The organism is Stenotrophomonas sp. 1337, assembly GCF_031455455.1.
In the GTDB taxonomy this organism is placed as follows: domain Bacteria; phylum Pseudomonadota; class Gammaproteobacteria; order Xanthomonadales; family Xanthomonadaceae; genus Stenotrophomonas; species Stenotrophomonas indicatrix.
Genome location: NZ_JAVDSR010000005.1, coordinates 137,045 through 150,383, shown reverse-complemented (window position 1 = coordinate 150,383; position 13,339 = coordinate 137,045). Strand labels below are relative to the sequence as shown.

Here is a 13,339-nt window from a genome sequence, read left to right as displayed (position 1 = left end):
GTGTAACATTGCGACCGCCAGAGCGCCGACCCGGTGCTCACGAGGATTTCCAATGCGGTACGACGTCGTCATTGCCGGGGCTGGCCCGGTGGGACTGCTGCTGGCCTGTGAACTGTGTCAGGCAGGAAGCGGGGTGCTGGTGCTGGAGCAGGCGGCCTCCCCGGATTCGCCGCTGAAGCGCCTGCCGTTCGGGCTGCGCGGTTTGAATGCCCCGACGCTGGAGGCGCTCGACCGGCGCGGTGTGCTGGACGCGGTGGCAGCCGGCCAGGTGCTGAAGCCGGAGAAAGGCCCGCCGCCGCCGGGAACCGCGCACTGGCTCTCGCAGCCACGCAAGCTGGGTGGGCACTTCGCGGGTATTCCGTTTGCACTGGACAACGTCGACAGCGGTCGCTGGCCGTGGCGCCTGCCCAGCCCGATCGGCACGCAGATGGCGGTGGAACTGCAGGCGCTGGAGGCCGTGCTGGCCGAGCGCGCGCAGGCGCTGGGTGCAGTGATCCTGCGTGGTGCGGGCGTGCAGAGTGTGCAGATGGGGGCCGACGAGGTCCAGATCGAGGCGGGTGGGCAGACCTTCCGCGGGCGCTGGCTGGTCGGCTGCGATGGAGGCCGCAGCACCGTACGCAAGCAGTGTGGTTTCAGCTTTGCTGGTACCGATCCAGAGTTCACCGGCCACTCGCTCAGTGTTGAACTGGAAGATCCGACGGTACTCAGCCCGGGGCGTCACACCACCGCGCAGGGCATGTGCAACTTCAATCCGCCGCGTACGATCGCCTTGGCCAACTTCGATGGCGGCGCGGGCCACCGCCAGCCACTTGATCGCGAATCGGCACAGGCGCTGCTGCGCCGCATCTCCGGCCGCGAAGCAACGATCACCGCACTGCATCTGGCCACCACCTGGACCGACGGCGCACGGCAGGCCACCGCCTATCGTCGTGGCCGCGTGCTGCTGGCCGGCGATGCCGCACATGTGCATTCGCCGCTGGGTGGGCAGGGTCTGAATCTGGGCCTGGGCGATGCGATGAACCTTGGCTGGAAGCTCGCCGCCGTCGTGCGCGGCGAGGCAGCTGATGCGCTGTTGGATACCTATCAGGCCGAACGCCATCCGATCGGCGCGCGCGTGCTGGAATGGTCGCGCGCGCAGGTCGCATTGATGCGCCCAAGCGCGGGCTCACGTGCACTGGCTGCCATCGTCGCCGATCTGGCAGAAACACGTGATGGCGCCACGTATCTCGCCGAGCGCGTGTGGGGTGTGGGCCAGCAGCTGGACCTCGGCCATACCCATCCGCTGGTGGGCCGCAGCACGCCGGATTTCCTGCTGGTCGATGGTCGCCGCATGGGTGAACTACTGCGGGCAGGGCAGGCGGTGCTGCTGGTGTTCGATGCTGCTGCCTCGTTGTGCGAGGCGGTTGATGTTGAACGGGCCCGCATCCTGTCCATCGCGCAGCCCGCTGTCGATTCGCTGGGCCTGTCGGCGCTGCTGGTTCGTCCGGACGGCATTGTCGCCTGGGCCAGTGATGGCGCCGATGCGGCAGGACTGGCGCGGGCGGTACAGGAATGGACGGGCTCAGCTGGCAGGGAAGCGATTGCCTGAGTTCCGGCGCAGCCCGCGCAGGGCTGCGCCGCCATCTTTCAGAGATCCTTCTTCTTGCCGCTCAAGTCCAGCGGCTGGTCATTGCCTTTGCGCTCGCTCGACCAGACCTCAACGCTCTTGCTGCATCGGCTTTCGCGGGCGGCAACCTCAGGCGGCAGGTCCTTCACATGCGGCGACTCCTGGCAGGCTGCGTGCATGGCCGAATCGTCATAAGTGGCACAGGCGCTGATCGAAGCGAGAGCAAGGAAACAGAGAGCGGAGCGGAGCAGGGGCTGCGGCAGGCGCATGGGGGGATCTCAAGAGGGCCGGTCTGGCCATCGAATTCAATCCGTGACCTGGCTCACGCGCAATCCGACTGGCAGCACTTGTTATTGAATAACAATTGTGGAGGTGCTTGAGGCCGCTGACTGCCTATCAGGCGATGCAGATCAGGAACACCGTCGACAGCGCGAGCATCAGCACGAACACGCGCCGGCTCAAGGCCAGGCAGGTCAGGCAGGCCGCCAACGCCCAAGCCGCCAGCAGTGCACATCCCAGCAGCCACAGCCCGACCGTCATCATCGAGCCGGCCGCTGCGGCAGACAGCGCAAAGACCTTGAACAGCGCCACGCCCAGCACGCTACCCAGCGCGCCGGCCCGCAGGGCAATCGCATCGTGGCAGGTGGGGGAAAGCTGGCGGTGCATGAGGACTGTGTCGCGCTTGGGGGGCTGGCGTGCGCAACTCTGCAACAACGCAGATCTACGCCGCGTGTTCGTCGCACCGCCAGCGGGCAAATGCCGTGATGAGCTGACCACGGCATGTGCATACTGCATGCCAGTGCTGCCCGGTCAGCGTGCCGGTTGGGAGGCCAGCATGTCGCGCCCGTGTGGGGTCAGATCGATATCCGCATCTTCCGCCTGCACCGCCAGGCCTTCCTTCACGGCCCACGTCGCCGCATCGCTTCCCACAGGGTGCGCATCGGCAATGGCGCGCAGGATGGTGAACTGTTCTTCAGTCAACGGCATGGCACGTCCTCATACGCCCAGCAGGGGCGGCAGTTGCCAGTCCGAAAGGCGCGCATTGCTGATGGCCTGATGGCAGCCACAGGCATCACAACGGAACAGCGTACCGCCCGGCAGGTGCAACAGGTTTGCATCCTGGGCGCAGGTGATTTCCGCACAATGACGGCATGACACGGTAAGCGAAATGATGCGCTCCACGTCGCCGGAAATATTGAACGCGGCCTCGAAGGCATGGATGGCGAAGTGGCCGGTGTCCGGCATGGTGTTCTCGGTTGCAGACAGGTGTCTCCATCCTCGTTTTCCTACCGTGATGAGGCTGTCAGGCCAGCGCGGTGGCGAAGTCAACGAGGTCCGCTGCTACGCTTCAGCGCTGCGCATGCGGCTGGGATAGCATGCAGGTTGAATTTCCACTCGCCGCTGGCAACGGAGTAGCCCGCAATGGACATCGAACTGGACGGCAACCGCATCCACAGCGAGCGGGCATTCCACGAGACGCTGGCGCTCGCACTGGGTGTCGAGCGCGGTTATGGGAACAATCTCGACGCCCTCTGGGATCTGCTGAGTGCCAGCGTCGAGCGCCCGCTGCAGCTGACCTGGAACGGCCATCAGGTTTCCAGAGAGGCGCTGGGGCCTCGCTTCCAGCAGATCGTCGACGTGCTTGAGCGGGTGCAGCGCCAGGATGAGGCCATGGCACTGGGCGAACGCTTCAGCTATTGCCTGCGGTAGGTTCGGTGTGCAGCCGCTGCCAGCGCGGTGCTGCCTGTTGCCTCCAGGGCAACACCGTCGCCTGGGCGACGGCTGACGAACCGTGCGCAGTTCAGCGGCTGCCGGCGATGGCAACCCTGCGCTTCTCCAGCATCACCGACACGCACCACAGCAGCAGGCCGCCGACCGCCGTCGCCGCACCTACGTAACCGGTGGTGGCCGGGCTGAAGCCGGCGCTGATCGCCATGCCGCCCAGCCACGGGCCGAGTGCATTGGCGGTGTTGAACGCCGCATGGTTGGAGGCGGCGGCCAGGGTCTGCGCCTCGCCGGCCACGTCCATCAGGCGCGTCTGCAGTACCGCAGCCAGGGCGCCCATCGTGCCCACGGTGATGATCATCGGGCCGATGGTCCACACCGATTCGGCGGCCAGCGGGTACAGCAGCAGCATCACGATCGACCACACCAGCACCACGGCGGCGGCCTTGAAGTGGAATTTGTCGACCAGCCAGCCGCCGGCGATGTTGCCGATGATCGCGCCGATGCCGAATACGCCCACCGCCAGCGGCATCCACGACTCGGCCACGCCGGTCACCTGCACCAGGGTCGGTGCCAGGTAGGTGAACACGCAGAACATGCCGGCAAAGCCCACCGCACCGATCGACAGCGCCAGCCAAACCTGGGTGGTGTTGAATGCGCGCAGCTCGCGCATCGGCGAGGTCCGCACCTCATCCGGATCGGGCAGCAGGAAGCGCGCGATCATCGCCACTGTGGCGATGGCCAGCACGCTGACCAGGGCGAAGGCGGTACGCCAGCTCAGCTGCTGGCCCAGCCAGGTGGTCAGCGGATTGCCGATCAGGATCGCCACCGACAGCCCCAACAGCACGCGCGACATTGCTTGGCCGCGCTGCCCGGCCGGGCTGATCGCTGCCGCCACCAGCATCGCCACCCCGAAGTAGGCGCCATGCGGCAGGCCAGCGACGAAGCGCGCCACCAGCATCGTGCCGTAGTTCGGCGCCAACGCGCTGGCCAGGTTGCCGACGGCATAGAACCCCATCAGTGCCAGCAGCAGCTTGCGGCGCGGGAAGCTGGCGCCGACGAAGGCCAGGATCGGTGCGCCCACCACCACGCCGATGGCGTATGCGCTGATCAGGTGGCCGACCTGCGTCTCGCTGATCGACAGGCCGCGGCTGATCTCCAGCATCAGGCCCATGCTGGCGAATTCACTGGTGCCGATGGCGAAGCCGCCCAACGACAGGGCGAGGATGATCAGGGTACGCTGGCGCGGCGTCAGCCGAGCGGCCAGAGGGGAGTTGGGGCTCATTCGGGGGCGCAAAGGGGCGGGGAAGCGCCCCATTGTACTGCTGCACCGCAACAGGCATCAGCCGGGCTGGGGGTAAATCAGTGTTCGATGGGTGGTGCTGCCGGCGTGGCCGGCTGGCCAAGCGCCGCCAGGGCCCGTCGGTATTTGTCACGCAGGCGCTCGGCGGTGGCGGCATCCAGCGATGCCATCCGCGCTTCATCGGCATTGTCGGCGATGTCGGCCAGCTTGACCTTCAGTGCCAGCGGATCCGCCGAAATTCGTGCGTAGTACGTGTCGGCATCCGCCGCAGACGTCCGGCTCAGCAGCCGGACCGCGTCCTGCAACGGAGCGGGAAAGGCCTGCACCTGCCCGGCGAAGGCCGGGCAGTCCTCGATCACATCATGCAGCCAGGCCACCGCCTCGGCTTCATCATCGCCGCGCACGGCAGCGGCCACCCGGCCAACGTGGCCGATGTAGGGGTGCCCTGCCTTGTCGACCTGGCCGGCATGGGCCTCCAGCGCCAGCGTGCGTGCACGTGCTACCCAGTCCATTGCGATCTCCCCGGTGCAAGCGTGTATTGTCGTACGGACTGTCTGCATGCCGCCACCACGGCCGTGCAGGCATCATCGGACGCTGCAGGAATGGCATCTGGATTCCATCAGGGAGATGAGACATGCAGGAATACACCCATCAGCTGGAACTACGCGGCCGCTTCCGTCTGGTAGCGGTGACCCACGAGCCGGTGTACGCTCCCGGCGATGTGGTCGGCCATGCGGTCATCGTCGACGGTGGGGAACGTCTGACCGACCTGATGTCGTTGGCCGATGCGCGCCGGTACCTTGAGGAACTGGTGCGGGAAGAGGGCGTGGAGCCCGGGCTGGAGAATGAAGTCAACCTGCGGAGGAAGGCGTCGCAGCGACGCCGCCGCTAAGCCGTCGCGCCCTCGGGCGCATCATGGAGGATTCGGGTGTTGTCCAGTAAGAAGTATCTGCTCATCGCCATCATCACGCTGGCGACCCTGCTGCTTGGGTTCGTGCTTTCCGGTTACCTGACGCTGCTGCTGCTTGGTCTGGATACCAAGCTGCTCACCTGGAATACCTATTACCAGTATTTCCACGCCATCGGCCAGCCGCAGGTTGCCCCGTTCGTGGGCAAGATCAAATGGGCCGGCTACCTCGGCTTCGGCCTGCCGCTGCTGGTGCTGGCCATCGTCGGCCTGGTCGTGCTGCTAAAGAAGGACAAGCGCTCGCTGCACGGTGACGCGCGCTTTGCCACCAGCGCCGATCTGGCCAAGCATGGCATGTTCAAGAAGAGCGGCCAGAGCATCGTGGTCGGCAGCCATGGCGGCAAGCTGGTGCGGCTGGACGGCCAGCAATTCGTGATCCTGGCGGCCCCGACCCGTTCGGGCAAGGGCGTCGGCGTGGTCATCCCGAACCTGCTGGAGTACGGCGAATCGCTGGTGGTGCTGGACATCAAGCAGGAAAACTTCGACCTGACCAGTGGTTGGCGCGCCAGCCAGGGGCAGGAGATCTACCTGTTCAACCCCTTCGCCGAAGATCGCCGCACCCATCGCTGGAACCCGCTCAGCTATGTCTCCGACGACCCGGCGTTCCGTGTCTCGGACCTGATGAGCATCGGTGCGATGCTGTATCCCGATGGCTCGGAAGACCAGAAGTTCTGGATCAGCCAGGCGCGCAATGCCTTCATCGCCTTCACCCTGTACCTGTTCGAGAACTGGGATGACGAGCGCAGCAGCGGCTTCCCGGGCGGGCAGGGCACACCGACCCTGGGCGCGGTGTACCGCCTGTCCTCCGGCGATGGCAGCGACCTGAAGAAGTTCCTCAAGGGCCTGTCCGAGCGCCCATTCCTCAGCAGCAACGCGCGCTCGGCGTTTGCCAACATGCTGTCCCAGGCCGACGAGACCTTCGCCTCGATCCTGGGTACCTTCAAGGAACCGCTGAACCCCTGGATCAATCCGGTCCTGGACAAGGCCACCAGCACCAACGACTTCCTGCTCACCGACGTGCGCAAGAAGAAGATGACCATCTACATCGGCATCCAGCCCAACAAGCTGGCCGAAAGCCGATTGATCATCAACCTGTTCTTCAGCCAGTTGATCAACCTCAACACCAAGGAACTGCCCAAGTCCAATCCGGACCTGAAGTACCAGTGCCTGCTGTTGATGGACGAATTCACCTCGATCGGCAAGGTCGAAATCATCGCCTCGGCGGTGTCCTACATGGCCGGTTACAACGTGCGCCTGCTGCCCATCATCCAGAGCATGTCGCAGCTGGATGCCACCTACGGCCGCGAGGTCTCGCGCACGATCATCACCAACCATGCGCTGCAGATCCTGTACGCCCCGCGCGAACAGCAGGATGCCAACGACTATTCGGACATGCTGGGCTACACCACCATCCGCAAGAAGAACGTCACCCACGCACGTGAAAAGACCCATAGCTTCACCGAGGAGCGTCGCGCGCTGATGCTGCCGCAGGAGCTCAAGGCGATGGGACCGGACAAGGAAGTCTTCCTGTACGAAGGCATCCCGCATCCGGTCAAGTGCGACAAGATTCGCTATTACAAGGATCGCTATTTCACGTCACGTCTACTGCCAAAGGTTGACGTGCCGATGCTGGATGTCTAAGTTGCAGACTTGAAAGTGTGACGCATGCACGCATTCATTGAGGTGAATTAGTGAAGCGCGTCAAAGAAACGCCATACGTTGGTCAAAATTCAGATTTGTCTGACATCGAATTGACGCGTAGTTGTGCGACTCTATGCGTGGCTTGCGGATCTGTGTGATTCGTCATGCTTTCAGAGTGGCCAGGAGTTTCAGCCATGGGAACAGGGATGGTTCCGACGTTGGTGAGGGTGCGTGAGAGGGGCCTCGGATGAGGTTGCTTCACGCGACTTGGTTGGCAGCTTTCGAGCTGCAGGGGAACCGTGCCCATGTGCTGTTAAGCAGTGCATTCGTTACGTTTCCGGCGTGCATCGCGCAGTGCCGGACGACCAAGGGACCAACATCGGGACTGCTTTTTCGTACGTCAAAGTGAAGCCCGTATGAATCAGGCGTTTATTGCAAAAATGTCCATCGCCGCAGTGGCGGCGTTGATGGTGGCCGGTTGTGCTACCAAGCCCGCACCCGACTTTGGAGGGCGTTGGAAGCCGGTCAACCGTTTCGCGACGGCTCCGACCGAGATTCCGCTGTACTCCAGCTACGTCTATCAGGCGTCGCCAATGGATCGCACGCTGAAGGCCATGCTCGAGCGCTGGGCCAAGGATTCCGGCCGCACGCTGGACTATCGCCTCAGTTCGGATTTCACCCTGTATGGCGCGGTGTCGGAGATCGACACCACCAACGCACAGCAGGCCGTGATCGATCTCACGGCGGCCTATGCGGCGCAGGGCGTTTCCGTCTCCATCGTCGGCAACCAGATCGTCGTGCAGAGCGCTGGATCGACGCCGACCGCGTCGGCCCAGGATCCCGAAGCCAGCAGCGGCAGCTGAGACCGCGTCGAAATCATCGAACGTGCCGCACCCCGCGCCTGGCGCAGGGGCGTCGCGCCCATTGATGTTTCAGCAGTACGGAAGAACCCATGTTCCGCAAGAAGGATGCAGGCAACAGCCCCAAGGTCGAGCAGTCGGTCGCCAAGGCGGTCAGCTACGAGATCACCGTGGCCGACATGGCCCGGCGCAGCGAGCGTCGTGCCTGGTGGGTCGCCACCGGTTCGTTGCTGATGTCGCTGGCTCTGGCCGGTGGCTACTACTACATGCTGCCGTTGAAGGAGAAGGTGCCGTTCCTGGTGATGGCTGATGCCTATACCGGTACGGCGACGGTGGCGCGCCTGACCGGCAATTTCGAAGGGCAGTCGATCACCGCGAGCGATGCGATCAATCGCAGCAACGTAGCCCAGTACGTCATGGCGCGCGAATCCTACGATTTCGCTGTCATGGGCCTGCGCGACTGGGCGCTGGTGCACGTCATGTCCGACACGCGCACCAGTGCCGCCATCCGTGCCTTCTATTCCCCGAACAACCCACAGAGCCCGGTGACCCTGTATGGCAAGGATCGTGCCATCCGGGTGAAGATTCTCAGCATTACGCCGTTGGAGGCTCAGGTTAACGGTGGTTTCCGCGGGGCCTCGGTACGAATCCAGCGCAGCGTCTACGACAAGAACAAGGCGACGACGTCCTACCTGGACAATCAGTTGATCACGTTGCGGTTCCGCTATGACTCGAATCTGGCGCTGAACGAGCAGCAGCGCATTCTCAATCCTTTGGGCATGCAGGTCTTCGAGTATCGCCGCGACAATGATTACTCGCGCGGTGTGCCGGGTCCGGATGATGCGCAGTTGCAGCAGCAGGCAGAACAGCAGGCCACGCAAGCACAACAAGGCGTGTATGACCCGAACAACCCGGCAGCGGCCACCATGATCGACCCGGCAACGGGGCAGCCGCTCGCCGTGCCGGGCGATGTCCAGATCACCCCGCCGATGGTCGGCCAGTCGATGCAAGGACAGCCTATGCAAGGACAGCCCGTGCAGGGGCAGCCCGTGCAGCAGCCGATGCAGGGCCAAGCCGCGCCCGGGCAGACCATGCCCGGTCAACCGGCCATGAGGCCGGTACAGAATAATTCCACCGGAAATGCTGATGGAGCAAGCAACCGATGAGTAGTCGAAAAGTCAGGGGGAGCGCATTGGCGCTGCTGTCGTTGTTGTCGCTGGTGTTCTCCACCGCGGCGATGGCGCAGGCGGTAGACCATTACGAGTATGAGAAGGATCGCATCTATCCGGTTCGCACCGGCCTGGGTCTCACTACCCAGATCGAGCTGAGCCCGAGCGAGAAGATCCTCGACTACAGCACTGGTTTCAGCAACGGCTGGGAGTTGACCCGCCGCGAGAATGTGTTCTACATCAAGCCGAAGAACGTCGACGTCGATACCAACATGATGGTTCGCACTGAGACTCATTCCTACATCTTCGAATTGAAGGTCGTGGCGACAGACTGGCGTCAGCTCGAGCAGGCCCGTCGCGCCGGCGTGCAGTACAAGATCGCCTTCAGCTATCCCAACGACACCGTATTCGGTGTTGCCCAGGAGGCCGTTGAGGAAGAGGCGCAGCCGCTGTTGAGCACTGAAATGGCCAAGGACAGGCAGTACAACTTCAACTACTCCTATTCGACCAGCAAGGCGAAGAAAATGGGGTGGCTGATTCCGGTCAACGCCTACGACGACGGTCGTTTCACGTACCTGAAGCTGCCGAATTCACCTGAATACAAAACCGGCATCTTCCCCGCCGTGTTCGGCCGTGAGAAGGAATACGGCGAGGACTTCGTCGTCAACACCACTGTCGAAGGCAATACCTTGATCGTCCACGGGACTTACCCGTACCTGGTCATCCGCCACGGCGATTACGTCGTTGGTCTGCGAAGGAACGTGAAGAAATGAGCCAGCAGAACACTCCCGGAAACGATCCGAACAACGGGCGCGACGAAGGGCATGGCCCCTACGGTGGTCAGGGTCCGGCCGAAACGCCAACGAACCCGTACTTCGGTGCTCAGCAGGCAGAAGCGGCGCCCAATCTCGATGCTGCTGCACCTCAGTTGCGCTCGGCTGAAGAGCAGCGCCTGAACCGCAAGGCGCTGATGTTCCTTGGCGGGATTGTGGTGCTGCTCGTTGCCATGGGCTTCCTGCTGTTCCGCAAGGGTCAGGACGACAAGAGCGCCACGACAGGCAACCGCCAGGAATCCCGTGTTTCCACGCCGGATCTGCCGACGGTTGGGCCGGCTGCCAGCGCGCCGGCGCCCATTGCACCTGCCGATCCGATTCCGATGTTGCCGCCTGCGCCGCAGCCGGATATTCCGATGGTCAGTCTGCAGGACGCCGACCGAGCGCGCTTGCGGCAGAGCGAGGAACCACGTGGGCCATCGCTGCTCGATCGTCGTATCGGCAGCAGCGCCGGATTTAATGCAGGCGATTCTGCTGGCAAGCCGCCAGGGCAGGGGACCGACTACAGTCAGGCAATGATTGCTGCAATGCAGGCGGCCAATCCGCAGGCCCAACAGCAGCAGAAGGTACGCCGCGGCCCGGATGTGGAAGATGTCTCGAATGCCGCGTTCATCCGCAGTCCGGATGCTTTGCTGGTTCGTGGTACTTACCTGCGTTGCGTGTTGGAAACCCGGATCATCACCGACATCGCGGGTTATACCTCCTGCCTGGTGACCGAGCCGGTGTACTCGATCAATGGGCGCAACCTGCTGTTGCCGAAGGGGTCGAAGATCTACGGCGCATACGGTGGTGGCCCGAATGGCAAGCGCGTGGAAGTCATCTGGGACCGAATCACTACCCCCAATGGCATCGACGTGGCCATGTCCAGTCCCGGCGTCGATCAGTTGGGTGGTGCCGGTCATCCGGGCCAGTACAGCGCACATTGGGGAAGTCGCATCGCCTCGGCGTTGATGATCAGCCTCATCGCCGATGCCTTCAAGTACGCCGCTGCAGAGCACGGTCCGGAGTCGACGACCGTCGCAAGCAATGGGTTTGCTGTCCGCTCGCCCTATGAAAGTGCTACGGCGCGGACCATGGAGCGATTGGCCAACGAGGCTCTCAGCGAAGGCCGTCGTCAGCCGACCGTAACGATCAACCAAGGCACGATTGTGAATGTCTACGTCGCCAAGGACGTCGACTTCGCCAATGTGCTGAACCCGCGCAGGTAACCCATACGACCATGGACGCCGAAGTGTCACCCCTCGCCCTCGTCTCCAGCGATTTCCTGCGCTATCAGTACGAAGTGCTGGGCATCGCCGAGTACATGAACTCGCCCGATGTAACGGAAATCTGCATCAACCGTCCGGGTGAGCTGTACCTGGAGACGCGGGCAGGGTGGCAGCGCATGGACGTGCCGAGTCTGACATTCGAGCGGGCGCGGCAGTTCTGCACCGCTGTGGTCAACGAGAGCAACACGGGCCAGCGGATCACCGATGCCGATCCGGTGGTCTCGCTGACCTTTCCGACCGGCCAGCGTGCGCAGTTCGTGATTCCACCGGCATGTGATGCCGGCAAGGTGTCAATCACGATTCGCCTGCCTTCCAAGCACACCAAATCGCTTACGCAGTACCACGAGGATGGTTTCTTCAACCAGATTCTCGAACAGGATGGCAGCATCAGCGAGCAGGATCGCGAACTGCTGGAACTGCGCCACTCCCGCGAGTACGCGGAGTTCTTCCGCCGTGCGGTGATGTATCGCAAGAACATCGTCGTCTCCGGCGCGACCGGTAGCGGCAAGACCACCTTCATGAAGGCGCTGGTCAATCACATTCCGGACAGCGAGCGCCTAGTCACGATCGAGGACGCACGCGAACTGTTCCTGACTCAGCCCAACGTGGTGCATCTTTTGTATTCAAAAGGTGGGCAAAGCGCCAGCAACGTGACGGCCAAGAGCTGCATGGAAGCCTGCCTGCGCATGAAACCCGAGCGCATCATCCTCGCCGAGCTGCGTGGTGACGAGGCGTTCTATTTCATCCGTAACTGCGCCTCGGGCCACCCCGGTTCCATCACCAGCTGTCACGCAGGCAGCCCGGAGCAGACTTGGGATCAGTTGGCGCTGATGGTGAAGGCCTCGACCGAAGGCTCAGGTCTTGAATTTAACGTCATCAAGCGTCTGCTGATGATGACCATCGACATCGTTGTGCATATCAAGGCGCATGCAGGTGCGCGCTATATCACCGGCATCGATTTCAATCCTGGGCGCGCCCAGGGGCAGGAGGGTTGAGCGATGTTGCCAGGACTGGAAATGATGGCGTGCCCGGAGATGGCCGTCTCCATGGACGTAATGCAGCACGTCATCAATGTTGAATCGTCTCGTAACCCCTACGCCATCGGCGTGGTTGGTGGAGCGCTTGTCCGCCAACCCAAGGGGCTGGACGAGGCATTGGCCACCGTGCGCATGCTTGAGGAGAAGGGCTACAACTTCTCCATCGGGCTGGCCCAGGTCAATCGCTACAATCTTGGCAAGTATGGTCTGGACTCCTATGAGAAGGCGTTCCAGCAGTGTCCAAACCTGCAGGCCGGCTCCCGCATTCTTGCAGAGTGCTACAAGCGCTCGGGTAAGGACTGGGGCAAGTCCTTCAGTTGCTACTACTCGGGCAACTTTGAAACGGGATTCCGCCACGGCTACGTGCAGAAGGTCTTTGATTCGATGCGCCGTGGGCAGCAGGTCGCAAGCAATGGCGCGCTACCCATCGACGTGGTTGACCGTGGTGAGCGGCGAACCGTCAAGGTCGAGCACCATCCGCAGATGGCTTCCCCCGCTCAAGCCCGCATCGTAGCTCAGGCCGATGGCCCGATTTATGTTCCGTCCAACGATCCAGCGCGAGCGTATACCGTCTATCCCTCTGCGGGCGCGATGGCGCGTGGAAGTCTCGTGAATCTTGCCGATCAGGCGTTGTCGAGGGTTGTTCTGGGCTCTGTGGATCGGATGATGCAGCCGCAGTCGCAGCCAGATGGAAGCTATGCGCAACAGGCGCCGCAGGGCGCTGCGGGGCAGCGCGGACAGCCGATGATGCCGCAGCAGCTGCCTGGCGTCGCTGCCGGTGGTGGCGAGAGCCCAGTGATGTTGCAGCCTTGGGGGCAGCAGGGCGAATCGGCGTCCCCCAACAACATGTACAACGCGCCGGTGCAGCCCGTGCCGGCTCAACAGATTCCCCCTGGGGATGCGGCCTTCGTGTTCTGACGAAGTCGTGGT

At 63.1% G+C, this 13,339-nt stretch carries 16 protein-coding genes; 10 read left to right on the top strand and 6 right to left on the bottom strand.

What is annotated here, in order from left to right:
• Nucleotides 1-52 precede the first annotated feature (52 nt).
• Nucleotides 53-1,588, top strand: a complete 1,536-nt coding sequence (locus J2X70_RS09595; RefSeq protein ID WP_309910094.1) for an FAD-dependent monooxygenase — start codon at nucleotides 53-55, stop codon at nucleotides 1,586-1,588.
• 38 nt (nucleotides 1,589-1,626) lie between these two features.
• Here the strand turns inward: J2X70_RS09595 and J2X70_RS09590 are convergent, their stop codons facing one another.
• The 4 genes from J2X70_RS09590 to J2X70_RS09575 form a co-directional block, all read right to left on the bottom strand.
• Nucleotides 1,627-1,875 (bottom strand): hypothetical protein, encoded by a 249-nt coding sequence (locus J2X70_RS09590; protein ID WP_080148510.1) that lies wholly within the window; start codon nucleotides 1,873-1,875, stop codon nucleotides 1,627-1,629.
• A gap of 127 nt (nucleotides 1,876-2,002) precedes the next feature.
• A complete protein-coding gene (locus J2X70_RS09585; RefSeq protein WP_025878728.1) occupies nucleotides 2,003-2,272 on the bottom strand; it encodes a hypothetical protein in 270 nt (89 codons plus the stop codon).
• Between the two features lie 144 nt (nucleotides 2,273-2,416).
• Nucleotides 2,417-2,593: a hypothetical protein gene (locus J2X70_RS09580; protein WP_223482921.1), complete on the bottom strand. Its 177-nt coding sequence runs from the start codon at nucleotides 2,591-2,593 to the stop codon at nucleotides 2,417-2,419.
• Between the two features lie 9 nt (nucleotides 2,594-2,602).
• Nucleotides 2,603-2,851 (bottom strand): hypothetical protein, encoded by a 249-nt coding sequence (locus J2X70_RS09575; protein WP_025878727.1) that lies wholly within the window; start codon nucleotides 2,849-2,851, stop codon nucleotides 2,603-2,605.
• A gap of 177 nt (nucleotides 2,852-3,028) precedes the next feature.
• On the opposite strand from J2X70_RS09575, the gene J2X70_RS09570 reads away from it, so the two are divergent.
• Nucleotides 3,029-3,316, top strand: a complete 288-nt coding sequence (locus J2X70_RS09570) for a barstar family protein (protein WP_025878726.1) — start codon at nucleotides 3,029-3,031, stop codon at nucleotides 3,314-3,316.
• A 91-nt stretch (nucleotides 3,317-3,407) separates the two neighbouring features.
• Here the strand turns inward: J2X70_RS09570 and J2X70_RS09565 are convergent, their stop codons facing one another.
• Complete coding sequence (locus tag J2X70_RS09565) at nucleotides 3,408-4,616, bottom strand: MFS transporter (RefSeq protein WP_033831433.1); 1,209 nt, start codon at nucleotides 4,614-4,616, stop codon at nucleotides 3,408-3,410.
• A gap of 77 nt (nucleotides 4,617-4,693) precedes the next feature.
• Nucleotides 4,694-5,146 carry a phosphohydrolase gene (locus J2X70_RS09560; RefSeq protein WP_180830978.1) on the bottom strand — a complete coding sequence of 151 codons (453 nt, stop codon included), beginning with the start codon at nucleotides 5,144-5,146 and terminating at the stop codon, nucleotides 4,694-4,696.
• A 122-nt stretch (nucleotides 5,147-5,268) separates the two neighbouring features.
• Between J2X70_RS09560 and J2X70_RS09555 the strand changes: the two genes are divergently transcribed.
• The 8 genes from J2X70_RS09555 to J2X70_RS09520 all read left to right on the top strand — a co-directional run bounded on the left by J2X70_RS09555 (nucleotide 5,269) and on the right by J2X70_RS09520 (nucleotide 13,327).
• Nucleotides 5,269-5,526, top strand: a complete 258-nt coding sequence (locus J2X70_RS09555; protein WP_025878723.1) for a hypothetical protein — start codon at nucleotides 5,269-5,271, stop codon at nucleotides 5,524-5,526.
• Between the two features lie 36 nt (nucleotides 5,527-5,562).
• A complete protein-coding gene (locus tag J2X70_RS09550; RefSeq protein ID WP_025878722.1) occupies nucleotides 5,563-7,242 on the top strand; it encodes a type IV secretory system conjugative DNA transfer family protein in 1,680 nt (559 codons plus the stop codon).
• A gap of 416 nt (nucleotides 7,243-7,658) precedes the next feature.
• Nucleotides 7,659-8,105 (top strand): hypothetical protein, encoded by a 447-nt coding sequence (locus J2X70_RS09545; protein WP_025878721.1) that lies wholly within the window; start codon nucleotides 7,659-7,661, stop codon nucleotides 8,103-8,105.
• 89 nt (nucleotides 8,106-8,194) lie between these two features.
• Complete coding sequence (locus J2X70_RS09540; RefSeq protein ID WP_025878720.1) at nucleotides 8,195-9,268, top strand: type IV secretion system protein; 1,074 nt, start codon at nucleotides 8,195-8,197, stop codon at nucleotides 9,266-9,268.
• Nucleotides 9,265-10,044, top strand: a complete 780-nt coding sequence (locus J2X70_RS09535) for a TrbG/VirB9 family P-type conjugative transfer protein (protein ID WP_025878719.1) — start codon at nucleotides 9,265-9,267, stop codon at nucleotides 10,042-10,044. The genes J2X70_RS09540 and J2X70_RS09535 overlap by 4 nt, the downstream gene beginning before the upstream one ends.
• Nucleotides 10,041-11,312 carry a TrbI/VirB10 family protein gene (locus J2X70_RS09530; RefSeq protein ID WP_025878718.1) on the top strand — a complete coding sequence of 424 codons (1,272 nt, stop codon included), beginning with the start codon at nucleotides 10,041-10,043 and terminating at the stop codon, nucleotides 11,310-11,312. The genes J2X70_RS09535 and J2X70_RS09530 overlap by 4 nt, the downstream gene beginning before the upstream one ends.
• A gap of 11 nt (nucleotides 11,313-11,323) precedes the next feature.
• Nucleotides 11,324-12,367 carry a P-type DNA transfer ATPase VirB11 gene (gene virB11, locus J2X70_RS09525; protein WP_025878717.1) on the top strand — a complete coding sequence of 348 codons (1,044 nt, stop codon included), beginning with the start codon at nucleotides 11,324-11,326 and terminating at the stop codon, nucleotides 12,365-12,367.
• 3 nt (nucleotides 12,368-12,370) lie between these two features.
• Complete coding sequence (locus tag J2X70_RS09520) at nucleotides 12,371-13,327, top strand: lytic transglycosylase domain-containing protein (protein WP_080148514.1); 957 nt, start codon at nucleotides 12,371-12,373, stop codon at nucleotides 13,325-13,327.
• Nucleotides 13,328-13,339: the final 12 nt, after the last annotated feature.